The sequence below is a fragment of the Thioalkalivibrio sp. ALR17-21 genome (genome assembly GCF_000420185.1).
Classification (GTDB): domain Bacteria; phylum Pseudomonadota; class Gammaproteobacteria; order Ectothiorhodospirales; family Ectothiorhodospiraceae; genus Thioalkalivibrio; species Thioalkalivibrio halophilus.
Window position 1 is genome coordinate 42,328 of record NZ_ATUL01000017.1, and the last position, 24,158, is coordinate 66,485.

Genomic DNA, 24,158 nt, shown 5'->3' on the forward strand with positions numbered 1-24,158 from the left:
ACCCCCTCACTGCTCGGATGGTTGAATCGCTTCGGAATCACCGCCACGGTGCAAAAATACCGGCGGCGGCTCCGGCGCGCCGGGTTCGGACTCCTCGCGCCGCGGTTCCGGCCGCAGATCGTCCAGCGCCAGCAGACCGCGGTCCCCGTCTTCGTCTTCGGGTTCTCGCAGCACGTCCAGGGTCAACGGATCCTGCCGCTCGCGCTCGTCGTATTCGTCGAAGGCTTCGCGGTCGAAGTCGGGCCGCCGTTCCACCGCCGGCCGCGCGGCCAGACGCAACGAACCGGCATGATCAGCCAGCATCAGACGCGTCGCCTCCTCGTCCGGCACCGCCAGCACGGCGGTACTGGCTCCGCGACGCCGGCTGCCCTCGTCGTCCTCGTCACGATCGACCACGCCATCGGCCGGGACCGCGAGATCCTTGCCATAGGCCAGTACACGGAGATTGCGGTGGGCATGCTGCGCCGATTCATCGACATCGGCCCGCCGTTCGCCCGGCAGATGCAGGAGCACGTCCACACGATCGCCCGGCCGCAGAAAGCCGCCGGCGCCCGTCTCATCATTGACACTGATGGCCACGGCCCGCTCCCCCGGCCCCAGCGAACGGGTCAGCTGACTCGCCCGTGCAAAGCGCGCTTCCGTCAGGGGCTCGTGAGCGCGCACCCGACTCGCGAGCATCCGCCCCACGACCTCTTCCTTCTTCCCAAAGGCGAGGGGCGGCACCTCGCGCAGGCGTTCCACGTGCAGGTCCTCGGCCCGTACCAGCTCGCCCGCGGCCAGATCCCGGCTGGCGAACACCACGTCCACCCGGTCCTCGTCGACCGAATCTTCAGCGTCCGCTCGGGGGTCCGGCTCTTCTTCCTCACGAGCCTCGACCTCCGGCTCGCTCACGGCCGGCGTGGTGGACAACTGGATCCCCAGCCAGCCCAGCACCAGCGCCGCCGTGAAAAACACCACGGCCAGCCCCATCAGCAATCGGCTGCTCATCAACTCTTCTCCTTTTGCCTCGTTCCGGCGACATGTCCCATGCCCCGCCGACATGGCCGGGATGACCGCACGGACTCCACGCCCCCCCCCAACACCGTCGCCCCGCCGAATGGCATACACGATGGTTTCCGCATCGCGGCGGCGGCAATCATACTTCCAGACTAGTTACTTCGTAAGCGTTTGCTTATGTACCTTTCAATTTATGGGTATTTGCCCCGGACAAGCCGCTCGCCGAAATTCCTTACGGGTTCAGCATGAATGGAATAACCCACCCGTTAATTGTGGACATCAAGGAGTACGCCATGAAGTATTTCATCCGTAACCTCTGGAACGACGAAGAAGGAGCTTCTGCCATCGAATATGCGTTGATCGCCGCGTTGATCGCCGTGGTCATTGCAGGTGCGGTGACCTTTGCTGGCGAAGAAATCGAAGAGATGTTCAATACCATCGGCGATGCGATTAGCGGCGCTGGAGATTAGTGACGATCCCGCAACGACGTGCGTCCTGAGCCACGATGTGGCCCTTACTGACAGCCATCGGCCTTGCCCTGTGGGCGCTCGCCTGCGCCGCCCTCGACTGGCGTGAGCGACGCATCCCCAACGCCCTGACGGCCCCCGCCATGCTGGCGGGGGCCGCCTATGTGGTGACGTTACAGTTCACCCTGCTGGGCCAGGCACCCTGGACCCATGGGCTGGGCGGCATCGGTCTGGCACTGGCATTCGCCCTGCCGGGCTACCTGCTCGGCAAGCTGGGTGGCGGCGACGTGAAGATGTTGCTGGCGGTGGCCCTGCTCGGCGGGTTCCCCGCGGTACTGGCGGCCGTCCTCGGGGCAGGCGGCCTGGCGGTATTCTTGCTGGGTACCACCCTCGCCGGACGCTCGGCCGCAGTCAGCACTCTGCCCCTGCCTGCCAGCGTGCAGCGGCTCGGTCGCGGGGTCGCGACTGCCGATCTGCGCCGCATCCCGCTGGGGGTCGGCTTCGCCGCCGGGCTCGTCGTCTACGCGTTCGCGCTGGCGTGGCCGGCGGCCTGAAGGCGCCCGGGACCATCGGGGCGCGTATTCCTAAGGGGGCGGGAACCAGTCCAGCGGTGAGGATTCGGCTCGGCGGCCGGGCAGATCCTCCGGGCCCTTGAGGGGCAGCCAGTCCGAATCCGCCTGGTCCACGTACAGCACGCGGCCTTCGCCGCGCCCGGCGGTCCACAGCACCTCGAATGCGTCACGGCTTACATGCCGATCACCGCGCGCGGGGTCAGCGAGGCGTATGTTCTCCGCATCCACTCCGCGCAGCACGACATAGTGGCCCAGCTCACGCGAGCCCTGCAGATGCAGAATCCCGGGCCGTCCGACACGCCCCAGCGTCGCGGTATCCAGCGCATAGCCATGTGCCCGCAGCCCCAGGCCCGCCGCGCAGCGCCGCAGTCGATCCATGTCCACCGCCTTCCGGGTACCCAGTTTACGCAGGATGCCGGCCTCGTCCGCGGGCTGACCCAGCACCTCCCGCAGGAGGGTTGCCAGGGCCGCCGCGCCGCAGGTGCGAGCGTGGGTCTGCCGCACTACCCGTTCGCCGCGGCTCATGCCCACAACCGTGCATAGGCAACGGCCACCACCGCGATGATGGCCCAGACCAGCAGCATCAGGCCCGCAGCCTGCCCCCGGCTCAGGCGGGCGATCTGGTGCAGCAGCACATAGATTAGCCCGAAGGTCACGAGCACGGCGATCAACCCCATCACCGGAACGGGCCCGAGGATCAGCGGTAACATGATGATGATACTGGCTGCATGAATCTTCAGCGGCGACTCGGTCCGGCCGAGGACCAGAGCCAGAACCACCCAGACGCTGGCCGCAAGCAGTACAGAGAACGAGACCGCCGCCTGCAACGCCTCAAGGAATTCCTCCACGGGCGTCTTTGCACCGGCCAGCAGGCTGAGTGCAGTGTTGAGCACCACGATCACAAGCAGGAGCCCTACCCCCTGCAGCCATTCCGCGACGCCTCCTTCGAGCTCTTCCAGCACCCCCAGAGGGCGGCGCACCAGTTTGCTGTAAAGTGATGCCATGTTTCCCTCGCGTCATTGGTCCAACTAGTCGTAGCGCAACGCTTCCATCGGGGACAGCGTCGACGCCTTCTGCGCCGGGTAATACCCGAAAAAACCGCCAATCGACGCCGAGAACAACACCACCGCAAGAACAATGAGCAAGTCGAGCTCCGGCGTCCACGGCAGAAACTGCGCGACCAGCAGCAGCGAAAGGCCGGCCAGCGCCAGGCCAATCAATCCGCCCACGACCGTCAGCATCGCCGCTTCCCCGAGAAACTGCATTCGGATCCGTCCGGCCGTCGCGCCCACGGCGCGCCGGATCCCGATCTCGCTGACTCGCTCGCTGACCGAGGCCAGCATCACGTTCATAACGCCGATTCCACCCACGACGAGGCTCACTCCGGCAATGCTGACCAGAATCCAGGTCATCGCATCAACGATGCGCCCGGCGAGGCTCGCTATCTCGCCGAAATCGGTCACGCTGTGGGCCGCACCGTTACGTGCCAGGTTGCGCTTCGCCGACATCAGATACAGTTCAATCGAACGCTCTACGGCGTCCTTGTACTCGCGGTCCGCCTCCACGAGGATGTGCTGCACGTGCTGCACCCCTTCCACCTGCCGCTGGACAAAGCTCACCGGCACCAGCAGTTCGGTATCCTGCCCGTCGCCCAGAGCCGCATCCTCGCGTTCTTCAAGCACCCCGACCACCTCGACCGAGCGCTCCTGAAACTGCACGACGCGCCCCAAGGCCGGTCGATTACCGAACAGACGGTCCGCCAGTTCGGCACCTATCACCCCGACCGCCGAACCCCGGTTTGCATCGCTCTCCGTCAGGCCCCGCCCACGCGCGATTTCCATGTCCCGCATAGCGAAGTAACCGGGCGTTGTTCCCACCATCGTGCCCACGGCGCGCCGGTCACTGCGCCGGAGCTCGCCACGGATCTGATAGACCGGGGCCGCATCACGGACATGTTCGATCCCGGATGCGATCTCCTGCGCATCCCTGGCATGCAGGCTTTCCGCGATCCGCGGATCGAAGAATGACGTTGGATCTTCGGGGTTCCCGGGGGTCACCACCAGCAGATCCGACCCCAGCACCTGCACCTGGGCCTCGATGTAGTTCTTGGCACCCAGACCAATGCCGATGAGTGTCACCACCGACCAGATGCCAACCGCAATCCCCAGAATGGTGAGTGCAGAACGGACCTTGTGCTCGCGCAACAGGGCGAGCGCATCCCCCAGGCTGGTCAGGAACTCGGCAAGCCGGACATGCATCAGCGGATGCCCTCCCCGACCGGCGGAACCCGTCGCAGCTGCCCCTGTTCTAGCCGATAACTGAAAGTCGCCCGCGCAGCCAGGTCCATGTCATGGGTCACGAGAATGACCGCCAGGTCCGGTTCCTGGCCCTGCAACGTTTCGATGATCCGCATCACCGACGCACCTGTTTCCGGATCCAGGTTGCCGGTCGGCTCGTCCAGCAGAAGGATCCGCGGGCGCACCGCCAGCGCCCGCGCAATCGCCACCCGTTGCTGCTGTCCCCCGGAGAGCTGACGCGGTCGATGTTCGGCATGCGAGTCGAGTCCAACCTGACTTAGCGCGTGTTGCGACCGTTCCGTTTTCTCCCGCGGCGTCAGATCGTCGCGGTAATCCAGCGGCATCGCCACGTTGCGCAGTGCGCTCATGCGGTCCACCAGGTGGAAACGCTGAAAAACGAATCCCAGAACCCTGCCGCGAAAGGTGGACAGGGCCTCGTCCGACAGGGACGACGTTTCCGTGCCTTCCACCCGCACCACGCCGCGGTCGGGGCGTTCCAGACAGCCCAGCACGTGGAGCAGCGTGGACTTGCCGGAGCCGGAGGGACCGACAATCGAGACGTAATCCCCGCGCGCCACCGTGATGCTGGCACCCCGCAGGGGCTCGACCCGGTGGCCGCCCACCGAAAACCCCTTCTCCACCTTGTACAGTGCCAGGACTTCGGACACGAGGCCCTCACTCGTCCAGCAGGACGCGAACGTTCGCCAGTTCCCCATCCGCTTCTTCAAGGGCCGCGTACTCGTCATCCTGAAAATCGATTTGCACGCCAGCGGGCTCTACCCGCCCCGCATCGTCGACCACCCAGATGACCGTGAAGTCCTTGTCCCTGAGGGACTTCAGTCTCTCTTCGTGCTCGCCCTGGAATTCCGACGGCGGCTGATACGCCAGGGCTTCGACCGGCACCGCCCGGCGTTCCCGATTGTCACCGACGTCGATCCGCGCCCGGGCACTCATGCCCGGGTAGAAAGCCCCATTCTCATTCGCCGTCCGGGCAATCACCCGGTAATGCCGCACGCCATCGCTGTTCCGAGCACCCCGTTCGACTTCCTCCACAGTGGCGCGGTGGTCCTCCCCGGGGCGCGCCTCGATGGAAAACTGCACTTCCTGCCCGGCTTCCACTCGACCGACGTCCGCCTCATGCACATCCAGGAACAGGCGTATTTCATCCAGGGAGGGAGCGACCTCTGCCAAAGGCGTCGAAGTACTGGACGAAACGGGTTGCCCCGGCTCTGCGTGCACCGACAACAGAACCCCGTCGAACGGACTTCTGATCCGGGTGTTCTCGAGATCCTCACTGGTACGCTGCAGGTGCACACGGGCACGTTCGACCTCGGCTTCGGCCCTTTCCCGTGCTGCCCGGGCCTCCAGATAATCTGCCCGCGCCTGTTCGAACTCCTCGCGCGGGATCAGGTCCTGGTTCGCCAGCCGGCGGGCGCGCTCCTTGCTGCTGCGCGCCTGTTCATACCGGCTCACCGCGGTGGCCTCTTCTGCCTTGGCACTCCAGATCGCCGCTTCGGCCTCGCGGTGCTCATGCCGAACCTGGCGGTCATCCAGCTCGACCAGCACATCGCCTTTGCTGACCTCACCGCGCCCCCGGGCAATCTCCACCACCGCGCCCGGGACCCGGGCAAAAAGGGCCCGCTGTCCGCTGGCCCGCAACTCCCCATCCGCGCGCACCTCGGCCCTGACCACGCGTTCGGCAATCGGCGCAGCCACGGCACCGTCCGGCAGCCCCCCGTCATCCGGCAACACGATGAGTGCCACCAGCAACGCAAGCACCACCGCAGCCACCAGTCCCAACCGCAAGGCAAAGATCTGGTTGCCGTTACGCCCCTGGAACATGCCGCGTATCACCCGGCCGCCCTAGCGCAGCGTGTCGGTCGGAATAGACCCGAGCGCCCAGTAGAGACTCGCCAGAGCTTTCTGGCGATCAAACCGCGCACCTTCCAGTCGCGCCTGGGCTTCCGCCACATCCACCTGTGCATCCGACAAATCCGAAAAGCTCCGCACGCCCTCACGGTAGCCACCCCTGGCGTTGCGCAGATCCTCCTCCGACGCCGCCAGGGCACGCTGAGCCAGCTCGATCCGCTCTTCGGCTTCCCCCAGGTCGTTTTCGGCCTCCCGGGCCTGCGTAACGACTTCGTTATAGCGTTGTTCACGCGCCGCCGCCGCTGCCAGCTGCCGGGCCCGTGCCTCGGCCACCCGCGAATCCCGGGCACCTCCGTCAAACATTTCCCAGCGAAGCTCCACACCGACCGTGTAATTGGGTGCGGTGCCTCCGTCGGCAAACTTCTCCACCCGGTACGTCGCGCCAGCCTGCAAGGTCGGGCGGAAACTCCGCCGATGCCGTTCCAGCTCGGCGCGCCGTGCTTCCACCGTTCGTACCTCTGCGACCACGCCCGGATGCTCCTCGGCCCAGTCCGTGTCTTCCAGCGCCTGCCTCCAGTCGCCCGGATCCCGAATGCGACTGCGCGTATCCACATCGAAGTTGGCGCGGTGGGGATGGACGCCCATTGCCCGGATCAGCCGCAGCCGGTGCCGCTCCACCGCGTTACGGGTTTCCGTAACGTCCACCTCGGCCCGCGCCACATCCGCATCGGCCCGCGCCACATCACCGGACGTCGCACGCCCTGCTTGATGCAGCCGCCGCGCCAGCGCCGCCGACTCTTCCTGCCGCGCGAGCGCTTCCTCGTGCACCTCAAGCAGTGCCTGTGCATGCAGGAGATCGAAGTATCCCTTCGCCACTTCCAGCACCGTGTCCGCTTCCACCACGTTCTCGCGTGCCCGTGCCGCCGCACGGTCGCCCAGCGCCGCATCCTTCTCGCTGCGGCGCTGACCGAAATCCCACAGGATGTATTCGGCCGAGACATCACTGCTGTAACGGGTAAAGCCCGACATGTCCCGATCCGGTTCGTCCACCGTCACGGGCTCCGTGCCCGGAAAGATTCCGCTGAAGTCCAGCTCCGGCCGCCCCTCCTCCGGGGAAGCACTGTTGAGTGTGAGATGTTCCACCCCCGCCCCGACGTTCACCCGCGGGCGATAGGCCGCCTCGGCGCGTTCCACCCCGGCCTGCGCCACGTCCCGCTCGGCCCGGGTGCGATGGACTTCGGGGTTATTGTCGAGGGCGATCTGGATTGCGCTTTCAAGGGTGAGCACGTCCGCTCCCGCCACGGGGACGGAGGCTGTCAAGAGACTCAATCCCACCCCCATGAGGGCCTGACGCGTCGCTTCTTTCAACCGAGCATGAAACAAGGTGCGCCTCCGTAACTATAAAGAGCGTACATCATGCAAACGGACAGCCCGGAACCGAAGTACCGTTTCCTACTAGTCTTTTCGCTCTTCCTGTTCCCAATACTTCCCTACGTCCACCAATTGCCAGCTCGCGGATCGTTGACGTAAAACACTGATCCGTATTTACTAGATCCCGTCGGTCATCGCCGACCTGTGAAGGACCAGACACAGCCAAAGGAGGCAAGCATGTTCCGCGAACTGGACACTGCAGAAATGGAAACCGTCGTCGGTGGCGCCGATGCCACGATCAATCTCGGTGCCCTGGGCACCATCACCGTCGACGCCGCCATGCCGGCCCTCGCCGCGGTCGCTGAAGCAACCAACGACCTGCTGATTGGCCTGACCGGAGTGCTCGGCGGAGTCCTCTGAAAAAGAGCGCAAAGCGTGCTCCATTGCTCTCATCCGTGAACTTCACGGGTGAGAGACACGGTCTATCCTCGAGCGCCCCCCTGTCTCGAGGATAGTAGCTCCCCTTACCCATCCGGGGGAGCGCTCAGAGGGAGGAGATCGGATCTCCTTCCTCTGTTTTTTTGTGCGAACACAAAAAAGGCGACATACCGACCGGCATGCCGCCCGTACTTCTGGCTGCAACCGGGCCTTAGAGCAGTCCGCCCAGCAGACCGCCACCCAGAAGTTCACTCACCAGATCGAGCACCGGCTGGGCCAGACCCAGGACAGTACCAAGCAGACCATCAATGACATCCATGATTTCGCTCCTTTACATGGGTTTCTTGGAAACCTCCCGGATTCAAACCGAAAGGCAGTCTCACCATATCCACACCACGGGATCCGGTCACCCCTACTTTATTAAGGGGCGACAAGAATGGCGCGCATTATCGCTCGCTCAACGCATCGCCGGCACGGTTAAACGGCTTCAGGAGATATTCAAGAATCGTTCGTTCGCCCGTCTCGATATCCACGCGGGCAATCATCCCGGTCGCGACTGCCACTGACCGACCCGTATCCGTCTCGAGGGAGGTATCCTCCAGTTCAAGAGAGACGCGATAATAGATTTCTTCGGGGTTCACCTCGTCGCGGAAGGTATCCGGCGAGATATCCGTGACAATCCCCTGGAGTTTCCCGTAGCGCGAAGCATCGTAAGCGGTGATCTCCACCTGCGCTTTCTGTCCGGGGTGCACGTGTGCGATGTCACGCGGGGAGATCCTCGCTTCGATGATGAGGTCCTCGTCCTGGGGCACGATTTCCATGATCTTTCCATTAGGCGAGACCACCCCACCGAGGGTCTGGAGCTCGAGGTTCTGCACCCGGCCTTGAACGGGGGAACGCAGGACCAGGCGTTCCAGGGCGTCCTCATGCCCTCTTAGCGCCGAGCGGAGAGCTTCTACTTCAGTACGCGTCTCGGCGAGTTCTTCACGCGCACGCACCCGGAAATCGTCCTCCAGCTCCTCTTTCTGCTGTCGCAACTCCGCCATGGAACGCCGCTGCTGCAGCAGTTCGACCCGCGAGGCGGCCCCGGCTTCCACGAGCTCGGCCGTGATCGACCGTTCCTGCTCCACAAGATCGATCGCGGTCTCGATGTTTCGCAGGCTGCGTTCCAAACCCTCCCGGCGACTGTCGAACAGAGCGCGCTCCGGCGCGGTAACGTCGGGTGCGGATTCCAGCGCGTCCGGAAAATCGATTGCGGGCGCCCCGGTGACCTCGGCTTCCAGGCGGCTCTTTCGGGCGAGCGCTCCAAGATAGCGCGCTTCTACCTCTTCTTTCTCCGCCCGCGTCTGTACCGGATCAAGGGCCGCCAGTTTCTGGCCCACGTCGACGGAATCGCCCCGCCGGACGTAGAGCTCGCGCAATATTCCGCCTTCCATCGACTGAATCACCTGCGACCCGGATTGCGGGACGACCGTACCCTGCCCGGTCGAAACCTGGGTCACCTCTGCAAAGTAGGCCCAGACGCCGAACGCTGCAAACAGAAGGGACGCTAGCGACACCAGGCGAACTGCTGTCGGCGCCCGCCCTTCCTCACCGGGGAAATGGACCGGTTGGGACGACACCGTGCCCCTCGGCGTAGGGCGTCCGTGCCACCACCGTCGCACGGCCTGCCCAAAATCCGCCAGCCATGTGCCCGCCTTCATCCCTGCGCCTCGTCCCGGGCCGCCACATCGTTCCCCTGGCGCAATTTCGCGAGTACGCGATCGCGTTCGTCGTCCGCAACGACGCGCCCCGCGTCGATAACGATGACACGATCGACCAGGTTGAGCACGTTCCGGCGGTGGCTGGCCACGACCAGCGTATTGCCCGGCGGCAAATGTGCCAGATCGCCGATCACTGCAGCTTCGGCCCGATCGTCCATGCCAGTGGTCGGCTCATCCAGCAACAGCACCGAAGGACGCCGCAGAAGAACCCGGGCCAGTACAATCGCCTGACGCTGTCCACCGGACAGCCCCGCACCCCCCTCGCTCACCATGTAGTCCAGCCCGTCCGGTACCCGCTTCAGCAAGTCGCGAGCGCCGATCCGTCCCAGCACCCGAAGGATCTCATCATCGGTGGCGCCGGGCGCGCCCAGCGTCAGGTTTTCTCTGAGCGAACCATGGAACAACCGCGCGCTCTGACTGACCAGACCCACATCCCGGCGCACATCGGCCGGATCCAGATGGGCCAGATGCACGCCATCGAGCATGACTTCGCCCTCGGCGGCATCAAGCAGACCGGCAAGTCCCTGCAGCAATGTGGACTTCCCTGCCCCGCTGCGCCCGATCACGGCAACCCGTTCGCCCGGCTGAATCTCCAGGCGCCCGATCGTCAGTGCCGGACGTGGATCCGCACGTGAATAGATGAGCTTGGTCCGCTCCAGCTGGTAATGTCCACGTAGCAGGGAGCGATGGACCCGACGCTCACTCTCGGGATAATCCACGGACCGGCGCATGACGCCATCCAGTCCCTTCAGCGCCACCCGTGCCTGCTGCCAGCGATTGAGGACCTGGTTGATCTGTGCCATGGGAACCAGCATCCGCGACGCCAGGATGGAGGCAGCGACCAGCGCCCCGGTTGTCAGATCTCCGCTCATCACCATGGGCGCCCCGAACAGGATCACCACCGCAAACGATCCGGTCTGTACCGTCTGCCCCCAGGCGGTGAGCGAATTGGTCAGCAGGCGCTGGCGGAGATTCACCTCGGTGGTGACCGCGTTGTAATGGTTCCACTGGTTCTGAAACCGCGGCTCGGCCTGCAGCGTCTTGATGTCGTCTCCCCCCTGGATCGACTCGACCAGCATGCCGTTGCGCCGCGACGCCTCGCGCATGGCCTCGTTCGCCAGACGGCTCAGACGCCCCTGCAGCAGAAGCCCCGGCAGAACCAGCGCGATGAGGGCCAGTGCCGGCACCAGCACCAGACTGCCGGCGATGTACCAGAAAACCACCAGAAACAGGAGAAAAAACGGCATGTCCGCCAACACGGACACCGTTGTTGAGGTCATGAAGTCGCGCACCCGCTCGAGCTCGCGCAATTGCGCGATGAAACTCCCGGTCGACCGCGGACGCTCCGAATTGCGGATCCTCAAGGCATGCCCGAATACCCGGTCCGAAATGCGGACATCCGCATCTTTGCCCAGCACGTCGATGATACGCAGGCGCGCCACCCGCATCGCGAACTCGAACAGGAGCGCCAGCACTACACCACCGAACAGCACATACAGCGTCGGGAACGACTCCGCCGGAATCACCCGGTCATAAACCTGCATCGCGAACACCAGGCCGGCCAGCGCCAGCACGTTCGCCAGCAGCGACGCCACGAAGACATGGCCATAGGGCCGCAGATCGCGAAAGACGATGCCCCGAAACCAGTCCTGCCGATAGGGCTTGATGTATTCGTCGATCCGGGGGTCTGCCTGATTTCGAAGGGGCCGCACCACGAAAACACGCCGTACCTCCGCCTGCAGCGCCTCCGTCACCAGCGCGCTGCGCACATCGCCTTCACCTGCCCAGGCCACCTGCCACGCGCTACTGTCGTGGGTTATTCCATCGACGACCCCCACATCACCGCCTTCGAGTTCCACCAGGAGCGGCAACTTCCAGGCATCGAGCCTGTCGAGCACCCGTCGATCCGGAGATTCCGCCAATTCCAGACCCAGCTGCCGTGCGAGTGCCGCCAGCTGGCTGGCGCCGGGCTCCGCATCTCCGGCCCATGCAACCAGCGATCTCGCATGTTCCTCGGAAAACGGACACTCGTAGTAGCGCGCCACATGCAGCAGGGCCTCCAGCCACTCTTGCAGACCCTGCGCAGTCGCGGACGCCCCCGCGTCGCGCGCCGTGCCCTTCATTCCTGCGTCCCCAGACCCAGCAGCGCGCTCAGCCTTCCGCCCTGCTCCAGACACCGCACGGCATGCAGGCGCCGGTCATGACGTGCATCCACCAGATCGAAGCGCGCCTGGAAATAATCCTGTTCCGCGCTCAGCAGGTCCAGCAGCGTCCGCGTTCCGGCACCCACATATTGCGTTTCATACAACCCGCGGAGATCGTCCAGCGACTCCAGCCGCCGTTCGAGACCCTCGATCCGGGTCTCCAGATCGTCCAGCCGCGTAGCGGCTTCATCCACTGCTCGTGCCGACGCCGCCCTCAGCGATTCACGCCGTGCCGCGGCCGAATCCCTGCCCAGCTCGGCTGCTCGCTCACGCGCACGGTTCCTGCCGCCACGGAATACATCGGCGGTGACATTTAACAGAACCGTGGATTCACTCTGATTCGGGAGATCGCTGTCGAAGAAATAATCACTCTGGAAATCCACCGACACCGTCGGCCAGCGAGCGGCCCGTTCACGCTCGCGCAGCGCCCTGGCCTCTTCCTGTCGTGCTGCCGCGACCTTCAGACTCGGTGCGGCGTCAAGCCCCTCCCGGTCGATACCCCTGCAACTCGCGGCCCAGGCGTCCGGAAAGGCGTCGTCGATCCGCATCCCCGACGCCACATCAACGTATTCATGCAGCTCTCGCCGGGCACTCTCCCGGTCCGCCCGAACATCGGCCAGCACCAGGCGTGCCTGTTCCGTCCGTGCTTCGACCGCACGGGTATCGGCACGTGCAGCCGCACCGAGATCCGAGCGCCGCTGGGCAAGCTCACCGATTCGTTCCATGGAATCGATCTGCTCGCGGGCAATCGCTTCCATGGCCTGATAACGCTGCATATCGATCATGGCCTGAAGCGCACTACTCGCGACCTCCTCCCGCGTCGCGTGCAGTTCCCCCCTCGCGCGGCTCACCCCGGCACGGGCCCGCTCGATGTCACTGCTCACTTCGCCGAAATCATACAGTCGCTGCGAGGCATTCACGCTCGCTACATCGACATTGCGCCCCAGCGAACTCTGGTATTCGGAACGGGTGCTGGCGGTCACCTGTGGCCAGCGCCGGGAGCGTGCCACCGTGACCTCTTCACGCTCACGCTCCATGTCGATCCGCGCTCGCCGCACGTCCGGGTGACGGTCCACGGCCTCCCGTGCGAGTGCCGGCAACTGCGTGGCCACCTGCGCACGGCGGACCTCGCCAGGGGTGCCAGTGCCGTTGGTTGCCGAAGAACCCGGGGCCGCTACCGCATCGGCACCCGCCGCCCCATCCGTCTGTCCCATCACCAACGACGCCGGTACCAGAAACAGTACCAACGCAATTCCCGTCTTTTTCAATGCTCCCCCCTTTTCGGGCACAACCGAACCCTGCCGCCACAACCCGGACGGAGCGGGCCCTTACGTCACATAGAAGCCGACTTCCATGTCCATTCGGCCCTCGTCAATATCTCCCGTGTCGGGATCTTCCACCCGGTATTCAAACTCGTCGGTCTCGCCGATGTTGCCGGCCTCTTCCTCCGCCACATACTCGAGGCTCCCGTCGTCTTCCACGGTCAGGGTGCCGAACTCACCCTCCAGTTCGACCGACCCATCGTCGAGCGCCTCGAAATCGCCGTTCCCCGCCAAGCGGACGCCCACCAGCAGATCTTCAAACTCGGGGTCGCCACGCACATCGACCATGGATGCGAGATCACCTTCAAACGATTCAACCCCATCGACCTCACCGTCGGACGGGTCCAGCTCGTCCGGATCAACGGTCAGAAGTTCGATGTTCTCCAGGGCCACATCCCCGCTGAGAAGCTCCACGCCTCCCTGGCGGCGCAGTTCCAGCTCATACTCCCCGGACTCCAACCCGGCCTCGGCGACGTCCTCGTCCGTTCCCAATAGGCCAAGGAGATCCAGCCCCAGCAGCCCGGTGTCTTCCTCCAGTGTTCCGAGCGTTTCGAATTCCTCGTCGGAATCCTCACGATACGAAAGTTCAATTTCGATGCCCTGATCCAGCAGCGACAGGACCGAACCGGAGGACGCTTCGAACTGAAGCGCACCCACATCCCCATCCTCAATCGCGAACCTCAGTGCATCGCTGTCTTCGACACCAATACCCAGCAAGCCCCCCTCCAGCACCAGATCGTCCAGTTCCTCGACCTCAAACTGATCCTCCAGACCCGTCACCCCGACTTCCGAGACGCCCCCCAGATCCCGAGCAAAGATCGAGTTCACGGCGACGTCCACAGGGTCCGAAGTAAACCCGTCTTCGGACAGCGCCCGGACCGCCCCCTCGTAACCGAGGATCTCCTCATCGTCGACATCTTCGAAGTCGTCTTCTTCAAAGGCCCACGTACCGTTCTCCACCTCCGAAGTCAGCAGCACCTCTCCGTCATCAGCCAGCAGTTCCACTTCCGTAGCAAGCGGCCCCGCTTCGCCCGCGATGGCAATGCTGTTCTCCTGGGTGACCTCGGGCTCTTGCGGCGTATCCGAAAATTCAACCTCGGTCGGTTCGGACTCGTTCCCGGCGTCATCCGTCGCCGTCACCTCGCCCTCGAAACCGGCCGGATCCCCGTCCGGAAAATCCCCGGCCGGGATCGACCACGTACCGTCAGCATTCGTTTCGGTGGTGGCGACCTCCTGGCCTTCGTCGTCCGTCAGCGTAATCGTGGCCCCCGCCTCCGCGGTCCCCGACACACCATCGGCATTCGCCTCGTCCACCACCGGCGCGTCCGGGGCCTGGCCATCGATCGGGCCCACCTCGGTCGGGTCGGACTCATTGCCGGCGTCATCCGTCGCCGTCACCTCGCCCTCGAAACCGTCCGGATCCCCGTCCGGAAAATCCCCGGCCGGGATCGACCACTTACCGTCAGTATTCGTCTCGGTGGTGGCGACTTCCTCGCCTTCGTCGTCCGTCAGCGTGATCGTGGTCCCCGCCTCCGCGGTCCCCGACACACCATCGGCATTCGCCTCGTCCACCTCCGGCGCGTCCGGGGCCTGGCCATCGATCGGGCCCACCTCGGTCGGGTCGGACTCATTGCCGGCGTCATCCGTCGCCGTCACCTCGCCCTCGAAGCCGTCCGGATCCCCGTCCGGAAAATCATCGGCCGGGATCGACCATTCACCATCGGCATCGGTCTCGGTGGTAGCGACCTCCTGGCCTTCGTCGTCCGTCAGCGTGATCGTGGTCCCCGCCTCCGCGGTCCCCGACACACCATGGGCATTCGCCTCGTCCACCTCCGGCGCATCGGGGCCTGGATCTTCTTCGTCATCATCACCGTCATCCGACGAACCTGAGGAAGACGAACCTGCCGCTGCCGCTGCCAGGCCCCCCGCCCCCACAGCCCCGGCCACGAGCCCCAGGCCGCTCACCCCCGAACTCTCGGCGGCCACCAGTTGGCCAATCTCGGAGATCTCGGTAAAGGCGAACGACTCCCACGGTTCCTCGTACTGCCCCCACCACAGCACTCCGCTCGAATCTTCCAGCACCAGTTCGTTGCGGAGTTCACCGCTCCCGCCGAAAAACCCCTCGATCACGAGTTCCTCGCCCGACTGCAGGGTGATGACCAGATCCATCCCCTGCTGATCGAAAGCGGCGACTTGTTCCGGCCCAACCGGCAGCTGCACCACCTGGTTTTCACCGACCGTCAGCTCCCCAAGCGCCACCTCGCGACTTTCTCCCGACGCCTTGTCCACCAGCTGGACCTGCATGTTCTCCGCCATCCTTTATCCCTCCTGATCCTGATTGCCGCGGTCGATGATCTCGATTTCCACGCGCCGATTAGGCTCGAGACACTCCCGGGTCTCCGTCGCATGCTCGGGCCCACGGCAGAAAACCAGCGGTCGTGTTTCACCCCGCCCTTCAGCGACCATTACGTCGGGATCGATGCCCTGCTCGATCAATTCCTCCCTCACGCTTTCGGCACGCCTCTGGGAAAGTTCCCGGTTGTACTCGGCATCGCCAATACGGTCCGCGTGCCCCACGAGCGTGATCCGAGGATCCGAATATTCCCGGTCAATTTCCTCCGCGACACCCCCGATCCGATCACGACCTTCCGGGGTCAGACGATCGTCATCAAAACCGAAGACCACATCCGCCGAAAGCGTCAGGATCTCCATCTCGGGAATCTCCGGGGGAGCGGTCAGTCCCTCATAAAGTCGCTCGCACAGAAATCGACGCCATTCCCCCGTGTCGACTCGATCCCATCCATCAAAACTGACTCGGTACTGACACACGAGAACGTCGTCCCCCGTCGCAAAGGGAATATCGAAGTTGTAAAACCAGTGAGCCTCGCCACGATGACGCTTGAATTCGTCCGGCGTTCCGAGTTTTTCCAGCACTTCTCCCTGTTCCATGCCTGCGGACACTGAATCCAGGGTTTCCCGATCAACCGCTCGTCCGACCCGGGCGAAGTCTTCATCCAGCTCGATCAACGGTGTCTCCACGTCCGGGTAGCCGGCGTCATCCGCGATTACCGGGGGAGTGCCGACTGCGGCCAGAAAGGCCGCAAGAAACAGGGCCGGTCCGGGCGTGTTGCGAACCCCCGGTGCATGTTCTTCATTCTTTGCTGCATTCATTCGGACGTACTCGCTCGCTGGAGGCCGAAATTTTCCTGTGACGCTACCATCCTCCATAATCGCAAGAACCAGTCTTTACTGACTATGACTCCCGTATACCTGCCCGATCCGAGCCGGCGTCACCGTCGTCCAGCAAGCCGCGGAGAAACTCTCGCTCCTCATCCGTCAGGATTCGGCCTTGCCGGTCCTCCCGTGACGACGACCAGCCCCGCCCCGAACACCCCCGGGAAAAACCCAGCTCAGCGACCCGGTCAGTCCCGAGCTCTTCCGGCCACAACGGCTCGGAGATGTAAAAACCCTGCGCGATACCGAAACCGCACTCGCAGGCCACGTCCATCAGCTCCTCTCTGGAAACACCCTCGATCACGGTTTCCAGCCCCTCGTCTCTTCCCAGGGCTGCCAGGCGACACAGAAACCGACGCCCGCCGCGGCGCTGAACCGCCTGCTCGAGAAACCAGCGATCGACCTTGACTTCCGTTAATGGAAAGCGAACCAGCCGGTCCAGGTTTGCCGTCCCGGCACCGAAGTCGTCCAGCGACAGTCCGAAGCCGGCGATCCTGGCCTGAGTCAGTACCCTGCGATGAACGGGTTCCACTTCCAGCTCACGTTCGGTGATCTCGAGCAGAACCTGATTCGGGCGCACCGAATTCTGTCTACAGGCCGTGAGCAGTTGCCGCAGAAGGTCCCCGTGTCCGAGCAGGTCCAGCGACAGATTGATGCTCAGGGTCATCGGGGCTACGTCACGGGACGAACTCTGAAGCGCCCCGAAGCGCGCAATGGCCATATCGCTAATCTGGGCAAAAATGGGCCAGGCGTAACGCGAATCTTCCAGAGCCCAGAGGAACGCACCGGGCCGGACAACCTCTCCGTAATGCATACGGATCCGTGCCAGCGCCTCGACACCCTTGACCCGCCCGTCCCGCAAGGAAGCCTGCGGCTGGAATGCCACTGCAAAAAGGCGATCCGCCAGCGCATCCTCGATTTCAGCCCCATCAAGGACGGCCCTCCCCCCTCCACGGCCGGTCTCCCTCACCGAGTCCCAACCGTCCTCCAGCAGGCGCCCCAGCTCATCCAGAACCAACGGCTTCGCCAGATGCCCGAGCACCGGTACACCGGCATCTCGGGCGACCCCTTCCGCTGACTCGCGGATCGACAGGTCAAGGCCCGAGATGAAGACCACCTTCGGACGCCGCTCTTCCCTTTCCGCCCAATATGCAATCGCCGCGATACCGTCTTCTTCACCTACCTGCAGGTCCACCAGACACAAATCGAAGGACTCGGACAGATACTTCCGCCTCAGCGACGCCAGGTCATGCGAGATCACGACTGAAGCACCCAGCGCACCCAGATATTCCCCAAGCTCATCCGCAAACTCGGGGTCATCTTCAAGTATCAGTGTCCGGACACCGCTCAACGTCATCCTCAACCATCCTTACGCCAGCACAAAAAAGGGGGGGTGGCCCGGCCATCCCCCCTCTCGAGAAAGTCGGAACTGAATTCCGGTCACGGACCAGCGGCGATCTCTTCCAGCACCTCTTCGAGCACCCCCGGCGAACTCCTCAACTGAAAAAAACTGTTCGACCCCAGCATCCCCAGATCCGGCCAGTGAAGCGCCATCCTAAACCGCATGTGCAACGCCTCAACCTCACCATCGTTAACCAGAATTTCGTAGGGTAGATAAGCCGTATGTCGGCGATCTCCTACGTCAACCGTATCAAGCTTGTGCCGATCGCCTGCCTCTTCCGGGGCACCGGCTGAAGCATCAACCGCTACGCCATACAAAGTGACACCCGGACGATCAAGGTCCAGCCGGTAAACTTCCGAGACGCCATTGCCCTCCTGCGCCAGTGTCGCCTCGATCGCCGCCCTGGCCGTCTCGGCATCGTCATGACTTGCCAGCTCATATGGATCATCGAAACGCTCCATGCCCACCATGTAGCGATAGCCACGCAGATCCGAAGCGGTCATCGCATCCTCTGAGCCAAATCCTCCAGTATTGCCGAGTACACTAGCGAGCTCTTCGCGCACCCCGACGAGATCCTCCTCCACTTCATAGGCGTGGCGGAAATATTCCAGATTGTTATAGGCGACCTGGACCTCGCCCCCCACGTCTGTGACCGCGACCCGAACCGGCGCGAGGTAGGCCGACCTTGCCGCATCGTTTGCCACTTGCGTCAGCTCCGGGTGCGACACTACGAACACATGGCGCCCGTCGTCCACTGCGTACTGGCCCAACATCTCGAATGGACCCTCTCGCAATTTTGCAGCGACTTCCTCTACTACCGCTCCGTGTTCCTTCGTCGCAACCGAGTCCGCCAGCACAAAGGGGCGCAGCTCGTCGCTCTTGGCGGCCCCCGCCGCTGTCAGCAGGCCTGTCGCCAGTAGACACCCAACGATCTTGTTCGCTCTTTCGAATTGCATCGGCATTCCTCCAGTGGTTATCTGCTTCTATGTCGGCGACTTCATGCCGCTCTCTTTCTTTACCCTTCAATCAGAAACGGTACCCAAGCCCGACCTCGACTTCATATTGCTCCATTTCGATTTCTACATCCTGCTGCTCGAAAAACGCATGATTCCCCTTGACCGATTTCCTGGGCGCATACATGGCGGCAAAACTGATCTCCACATCCTCACTCAACTGCCGCGTCGCACCCAGCGTATAGTGTTCAGTCATCACACCAGGGGCCAGAATATTGAAGGTCACTTCATCCTCAGGAATCGGATTGTCGCCCCGGTTATATCCGGCGCGGAGAGACCATCCATCAAAGCCGTCGTACTGCGCACCGACCTTGTAAACATTGATATCCTCCCAGCCAAACCCGGGGCCATCGGACGATCCGAGCCGGTTTCGGTCTTCCGTCAAATTGGTGACTGAATTAGAAATGGAGTCGACGTCCGAATAATTGATCCGCTGGTAATCCGCGGCAACAGTGAGATTCCGAGTCACATCAACCGCGATTCCTGCACCCCAACTCGAAGGAATATCAAAGTCGCCCTGCTCCGCGAAAAGCCCTTCATAATCATCAAACCCATCGTGTGCCTGACGGCTCTGATAGGATGCGCCAAGCGTGATGTGATCCGCGACGTCGGCCTGGAGGCCCACCTTCACTCCATAACCGAAGCTGTCGTCATATCCCTGGTCGGTCAGCTTGTCGGGACTCTCGCTCAAGGGTTTGAACTCGGACAGGCCGAACGCCTCGAAGCGCTGGTAACTGAGGATCGGACTTACGCCGGCGCGAACCTGACCTTCGCCACCGAATGACGTCGCGAAGGTTGGCATGACCATCAGCTGCATCAGATCCACGCCGGCCGCCCCGTCACAGAAGGGGCCACTCTGGCTCCCGACCTCCGAACCCAGGGGCCCTTGACAGCCTTCTTCATTGTCGAAGCCCGGATAATTCGTATTCAGGCCACCGTTACCCACAACGGTCACGCCCCAGGAACTGCGGTCGTTGATCTGACGCACGAAGGCAAATGACGGTATGAAAAAGTTCTTTTCCCGTGACTCGATCCGTTCCCCGTTTGTATTCAGTGGAACCAGGGTATCCTGGACAAGGGACAGAAAGACGGTGTCTCCCAATTTCGCAGCATCGAGAGCAACATCGTCGTCAATGGCATCAATGATTGTGTCATTCAAGTCGTTCAACGGTTCTTCGGAACTCTCATCAGGATCGAGTATCGAGTCCACGACTCCCTGGAGATCATCGACGATATTGTCGACCGTACCGCCACTTCCAAGGAGATTGTCCACCGTAGTATCCAGCTGATCGGCCAGCTCTTCGAAAGTATCTTCGACGGTTTCGGTGAGATCGACATCGAGGTCATCGAGGGTCAGATCGCCCACCTCGAGACCATCGCCAGTCACCTTGTAGGATCGCTCGGGGCGGAAGTAGGCAAGCGCACCATCGACCCTCGATTCCATGCCGGCGATTCCGGCAGGGTTGGTTGCCGGAGCGAAGGAGTCATGTGACATGGCCATCCCGACCCCGCCCATCCCCTTGTTCTGGGTACCGAAGCCATGAGCAAAATAACCATTCGTCGCGTGGCTCTGCGGAATTGTGAGGGACAATGCTGTAACCGAAAGGGTGGCCGCCGCGCGGGCGAGCGTACGCTGCTTCATGACTCTCTCCTCTGGTTTGCGCGCATCTGCGCCGAGATACTGATCCTTTATTTTTTCTCAACAGCGAGCTGTTCGCTCTTCAATGGATCGGCAGCGATAGTAGTGTGCAGAGAAGCCTTAAGGCACTAGGCGGTTACAGCTAGTCGTTTGGTATTAGTCCGGATATTCTAATATAACCATTTCTTAATTCAGAGATCCCAATGATAGCGACGGACCGTTTCAACGAGTGGCTCGATTCGGACGCTCCGGGGGGCGGGAGGGTCCGGGGGAAACAGAGGCACTGCTAATATGCGCCGGCAGGAAGGAGTACAGGGGAAAGAAATTCCCTCCAAGGTAGCGGACCTGGATCAGATTGTTGCGCACCCATACCCGCACACAAAAAAGGCCCCGCCGGTTACGACCGACGGGGCCTTTTTGCGAGGTGTTTGGTGGAGCGGAGGACCACCGCCCCGGTGTTTCAGTAGGTCTCACAGAGCCTCTCTATCTCTCTGGTTCTTCGGCCCTTTTCCGGACGCCCCGTTCTCTCCTTGTTGAACTTCGTCTCAACCTGTAGCATCCAAGAACATCTTTTTTGGGTATACAGGAGGCACTACACAAAAAGCCTCCACATAACTCTGTGAGGGACACCGTGCCGAAGAAGGCGAAGGAGCTAACCGCCATTGAGGTCAAACGGATCGACCGTCCAGGCTTCCATGCGGTGGGCGGCGTGTCCGGCCTGACGCTGCGGGTGACGGACACCGGATCGCGGCAATGGGTGTTACGCGCGCGCGTGGCCGGAAAACGTCGCAACTTCGGTCTTGGAGGATTCCCCGATGTCATGCTCGCACAAGCGCGTGAGCGGGCTCGGGAGCTCAAGGATCAGCTGTGGCGAGGGATCGATCCAGTAGTCGAACGCAGGGCCGCAGAGGACGCCAGGCGCGCCGAGGAAGCCAAGCGACTCACCTTCGCCGAAGCCGCCCACCAATGCCATGCCGCGAAGCAAGACGAGTTCCGCAACCTGAAGCACCGCAAGGATTGGATTCGCTCGCTGGAGCACTACGCCTTCCCGACGATGGGCAAACTTCCGGTCTCCGCTATCGAGTTGGGGCACGTCAAAGCCGTATTGGACCCGATCTGGAAAGAAAAGACCGAGACGGCCAGCCGGATACGCCAGCGCATTGAATCGGTGCTCAGCTGGGCCACCGTGAGCGGTTATCGCGAAGGCGACAACCCGGCCCGCTGGAAAGGGAACCTGGAGGTTGCGTTGCCTGCCCCGCGCAAGATCCGCAAGCGCGACCATTACCGAGCCCTGCCCTGGAACGATGTCCCAGCATTCATGGAGGCGCTGCGCCAACGGCCCGGCATGGGCGCACGGGCGCTGGAATTCGCCATCCTGACGACCGCCCGATCGGGTGAAGTGCGCGGCGCAACGTGGGATGAAATCGATCTGGACGCCCGAACATGGACAGTGCCTGCTGAACGGATCAAAGCGGGCAAACAGCACAGGGTTCCGTTGTCCGATGAAGCCGTGGCCCTGCTGGAAGCCCTGCCCCGCTTCGCGAACTCCAATTTGCTATTCACCGCACCCCGAGGCGGTGCGCTGTCCGATATGAGTATCAGCGCCGTCTGCAAACGCATGCAGGTGGACGCGGTACCGCACGGATTTCGATCGACGTTCAAGGACTGGGCCCGCTCCTGCACCACCTACGCCGATGAGGTGAGCGAATTAGCGCTGGCACACGTCAACAGCGATGCCACCCGAGCGGCCTATGCCCGCGATGAGTTGTTACCTCAGCGGGCGCGACTAATGGCGGATTGGGCGCGGTTTCTGCGCGAAGGGACGCCAGACGGGGCCACCGTTACCAGCATCGAAGATGCTCGGGCCTGACAGGCCTGCGCAAAGAGAATCGACGTCGAGACCCTGAACGTGAACATCGCCTCGGGCATCCCGGTCCACTTTAGTCCTTCACCTTCCGGCCGCCCTCGACTTGCTTCAGCGTCTGAACAATCTGGCTTTCCGTAAACCGACTCTTGCGCATCTCGGCCTCCTTTGGCTCTAGTGTGCCCGGAAACCTCCAGTTTTCAATGGACCGAATTTACGGGAAGGCGACAGTGGGATTTGTCTGCCCGGGGAAGGGGAACCCCGACCTTCAACCGTTTTGTGCAACAGAGCCGCTAATCTTTCAAAGGACGAAAAGCGCGATGAGCCAGGCAAGCTCGAAGCATGAGGCCATTGGTAGCATGGGCGCTGTACAGTAAGCAGTCATTCGGGGGCGAACGGGAAGTTGCGCCGGCAAGCGGGCTTGTCGGTCAGTCGATGAGGCCTAGTGCGCGGGCCCGGGCGACTGCCTCGGCGCGGCTGTGGACCCCGAGCTTCTTGTAGGCGCGCTCTGCTCGTTGCTTCGCGGCTGCCCGTGAGATGCCGAGTTTCTCGGCGATGACCGCGAAGGTCAACTGAGTGGGCAAGTAGCGCAGGACCAGTGCCTGAGCCATGGTAATCGATGCTGCTTTGATGGTGGCGGCACCTTCTGACACAGCCTCGGCGGCTGCTTCGTGGGCAGCGGCGGCGATGAGGCCGGCCTCGATCAAGGCGTCGACGGCCTCGTGGGCGGCTGCTTCCTCCACAAGCCCTGCAGTGATCAGCGCCTGTATGGCGCGAGCGGCAGCGGCACCGCCGATCGCTTCGGAGGCTGCGATCGACTCAGCTGCATGGGTCTGTGCCGCCAAGGCCGAGAGCAATGCGTGGGCTTCGGCGGCCTGCGCTGCCGCAATCTCCGTCGCTGCCTGCTCCATCGCTACGACCTCAGAGCCGACGAACAGCCCGGTTTCGGGCGTGAGGAATCCTTCGCCCAACAGTGTGCCACCGGTCTCGGCGATCACGTCGAACAGTGGCTGCGCCCAACTGTGCTCAATGAGCAGGAATGCGAGTGCCGTCCCCGGCGACAGGGACTCGATCAGTGCCCATGCGTCCGCCGCATTGAAGCCCGACGAGCCATCGCCCACTGCGGTTTTCACGTGATGGGCACCGTCGAGTGGGATGATGCTCGCCAAGAGAACGCCGAAGTCCTCGTCGTCACCGATGACCAGGCGCTGGATCGTGCCGTCCTCGCCCTTAGCAACGAAGAGCATGTCGATGAGGCGCAACACTCCTCGACCTTGCAGTCGATCGACTTCGGCCAGGACCCGGACTCCGCTGTCGGCGCCGGGACCGAAACCCACCGCGATCACCTGTAACGGACTAAGCATCTAGCTGTCAGGTCACGCCTGATTGCATACCGCGAGAGAAGGCACCCCTGTTTCATGCCCGGGAGTGGATGAGTATTGTGCCCGATGAGCGAACGGGAGGCTGACCGCATGGCGAGTACCATCCATTCCAACGCCCGCACCACACCCCGGATCCGGCAGGAACTGCAGGAGGCGCCGGCCGGCGTCAGCGACCCGGAACTGGCCCGGCGCTACGGCATCAGTCGCATGACGGTGCGCAAGTGGCGCCGCCGGCGCACCGAGGTGGAAGACCGGACCCATCGTCCGAAGACGATGCACACGACGCTCACAGCGGAACAGGAGGCGATCGTGGTCCAGGTCCGGG

At 63.1% G+C, this 24,158-nt stretch carries 21 protein-coding genes; 5 read left to right on the top strand and 16 right to left on the bottom strand.

Annotated features, from left to right (window positions below):
- Positions 1 to 6 precede the first annotated feature (6 nt).
- Positions 7 to 987: a Flp pilus assembly protein CpaB gene (gene cpaB, locus G020_RS0109980; protein WP_024329504.1), complete on the bottom strand. Its 981-nt coding sequence runs from the start codon at positions 985 to 987 to the stop codon at positions 7 to 9.
- 302 nt (positions 988 to 1,289) lie between these two features.
- Between cpaB and G020_RS0109985 the strand changes: the two genes are divergently transcribed.
- Positions 1,290 to 1,466: a Flp family type IVb pilin gene (locus G020_RS0109985; RefSeq protein ID WP_024329505.1), complete on the top strand. Its 177-nt coding sequence runs from the start codon at positions 1,290 to 1,292 to the stop codon at positions 1,464 to 1,466.
- Between the two features lie 35 nt (positions 1,467 to 1,501).
- Complete coding sequence (locus G020_RS0109990) at positions 1,502 to 2,017, top strand: prepilin peptidase (RefSeq protein WP_024329506.1); 516 nt, start codon at positions 1,502 to 1,504, stop codon at positions 2,015 to 2,017.
- Between the two features lie 30 nt (positions 2,018 to 2,047).
- Here G020_RS0109990 and G020_RS0109995 read toward each other — a convergent pair whose 3' ends face one another.
- Genes G020_RS0109995 through G020_RS0110020 form a run of 6 tightly spaced genes read right to left on the bottom strand, consistent with a single transcriptional unit; the run spans position 2,048 to position 7,488 of the window.
- Positions 2,048 to 2,560 (bottom strand): C39 family peptidase, encoded by a 513-nt coding sequence (locus G020_RS0109995; RefSeq protein ID WP_019589472.1) that lies wholly within the window; start codon positions 2,558 to 2,560, stop codon positions 2,048 to 2,050.
- Positions 2,557 to 3,039, bottom strand: a complete 483-nt coding sequence (locus G020_RS0110000; protein ID WP_024329507.1) for a hypothetical protein — start codon at positions 3,037 to 3,039, stop codon at positions 2,557 to 2,559. The genes G020_RS0109995 and G020_RS0110000 overlap by 4 nt, the downstream gene beginning before the upstream one ends.
- A 24-nt stretch (positions 3,040 to 3,063) precedes the next feature.
- Positions 3,064 to 4,293 (bottom strand): ABC transporter permease, encoded by a 1,230-nt coding sequence (locus tag G020_RS0110005; protein ID WP_024329508.1) that lies wholly within the window; start codon positions 4,291 to 4,293, stop codon positions 3,064 to 3,066.
- On the bottom strand, positions 4,293 to 5,000 hold the full coding sequence (locus G020_RS0110010) for an ABC transporter ATP-binding protein (RefSeq protein WP_024329509.1): 708 nt from the start codon (positions 4,998 to 5,000) through the stop codon (positions 4,293 to 4,295). The genes G020_RS0110005 and G020_RS0110010 overlap by 1 nt, the downstream gene beginning before the upstream one ends.
- A gap of 7 nt (positions 5,001 to 5,007) precedes the next feature.
- A complete protein-coding gene (locus G020_RS0110015; RefSeq protein ID WP_024329510.1) occupies positions 5,008 to 6,174 on the bottom strand; it encodes an efflux RND transporter periplasmic adaptor subunit in 1,167 nt (388 codons plus the stop codon).
- 21 nt (positions 6,175 to 6,195) lie between these two features.
- On the bottom strand, positions 6,196 to 7,488 hold the full coding sequence (locus tag G020_RS0110020; protein WP_024329511.1) for a TolC family protein: 1,293 nt from the start codon (positions 7,486 to 7,488) through the stop codon (positions 6,196 to 6,198).
- 321 nt (positions 7,489 to 7,809) lie between these two features.
- Between G020_RS0110020 and G020_RS0110025 the strand changes: the two genes are divergently transcribed.
- The gene (locus tag G020_RS0110025; RefSeq protein ID WP_019589477.1) at positions 7,810 to 7,992 is read left to right on the top strand and encodes a hypothetical protein; all 183 of its coding nucleotides are present in this window, start codon (positions 7,810 to 7,812) and stop codon (positions 7,990 to 7,992) included.
- A gap of 464 nt (positions 7,993 to 8,456) precedes the next feature.
- Here the strand turns inward: G020_RS0110025 and G020_RS0110035 are convergent, their stop codons facing one another.
- From G020_RS0110035 to G020_RS0110070, 8 genes are all read right to left on the bottom strand, one after another.
- Positions 8,457 to 9,713, bottom strand: a complete 1,257-nt coding sequence (locus tag G020_RS0110035; protein ID WP_231363062.1) for an HlyD family type I secretion periplasmic adaptor subunit — start codon at positions 9,711 to 9,713, stop codon at positions 8,457 to 8,459.
- A complete protein-coding gene (locus tag G020_RS0110040; RefSeq protein ID WP_024329513.1) occupies positions 9,710 to 11,896 on the bottom strand; it encodes a type I secretion system permease/ATPase in 2,187 nt (728 codons plus the stop codon). Before G020_RS0110040 ends, G020_RS0110035 begins: the two co-directional genes overlap by 4 nt.
- Entirely contained in the window at positions 11,893 to 13,191 is a 1,299-nt protein-coding gene (locus tag G020_RS0110045; RefSeq protein ID WP_231363063.1) for a TolC family protein, read from the bottom strand. The genes G020_RS0110040 and G020_RS0110045 overlap by 4 nt, the downstream gene beginning before the upstream one ends.
- Before the next feature lie 114 nt (positions 13,192 to 13,305).
- Positions 13,306 to 15,615 (bottom strand): Ig-like domain-containing protein, encoded by a 2,310-nt coding sequence (locus G020_RS0110050; RefSeq protein ID WP_024329515.1) that lies wholly within the window; start codon positions 15,613 to 15,615, stop codon positions 13,306 to 13,308.
- A gap of 3 nt (positions 15,616 to 15,618) precedes the next feature.
- A complete protein-coding gene (locus tag G020_RS0110055; RefSeq protein ID WP_024329516.1) occupies positions 15,619 to 16,470 on the bottom strand; it encodes an OmpA family protein in 852 nt (283 codons plus the stop codon).
- Positions 16,471 to 16,552: 82 nt separating this feature from the next.
- Positions 16,553 to 17,890: an EAL domain-containing protein gene (locus tag G020_RS0110060; RefSeq protein WP_024329517.1), complete on the bottom strand. Its 1,338-nt coding sequence runs from the start codon at positions 17,888 to 17,890 to the stop codon at positions 16,553 to 16,555.
- Between the two features lie 83 nt (positions 17,891 to 17,973).
- The gene (locus tag G020_RS0110065; protein WP_024329518.1) at positions 17,974 to 18,891 is read right to left on the bottom strand and encodes a hypothetical protein; all 918 of its coding nucleotides are present in this window, start codon (positions 18,889 to 18,891) and stop codon (positions 17,974 to 17,976) included.
- Positions 18,892 to 18,961: 70 nt separating this feature from the next.
- Positions 18,962 to 20,590 (bottom strand): OmpP1/FadL family transporter, encoded by a 1,629-nt coding sequence (locus G020_RS0110070; RefSeq protein WP_024329519.1) that lies wholly within the window; start codon positions 20,588 to 20,590, stop codon positions 18,962 to 18,964.
- Between the two features lie 616 nt (positions 20,591 to 21,206).
- On the opposite strand from G020_RS0110070, the gene G020_RS0110075 reads away from it, so the two are divergent.
- Complete coding sequence (locus tag G020_RS0110075; protein WP_024329520.1) at positions 21,207 to 22,457, top strand: site-specific integrase; 1,251 nt, start codon at positions 21,207 to 21,209, stop codon at positions 22,455 to 22,457.
- 422 nt (positions 22,458 to 22,879) lie between these two features.
- Here G020_RS0110075 and G020_RS0110085 read toward each other — a convergent pair whose 3' ends face one another.
- Positions 22,880 to 23,815 carry a LuxR C-terminal-related transcriptional regulator gene (locus tag G020_RS0110085; RefSeq protein WP_024329521.1) on the bottom strand — a complete coding sequence of 312 codons (936 nt, stop codon included), beginning with the start codon at positions 23,813 to 23,815 and terminating at the stop codon, positions 22,880 to 22,882.
- 108 nt (positions 23,816 to 23,923) lie between these two features.
- On the opposite strand from G020_RS0110085, the gene G020_RS0110090 reads away from it, so the two are divergent.
- Positions 23,924 to 24,158 (top strand): helix-turn-helix domain-containing protein (locus G020_RS0110090; protein WP_196800315.1); only part of this gene is annotated, 235 nt, incomplete at its 3' end.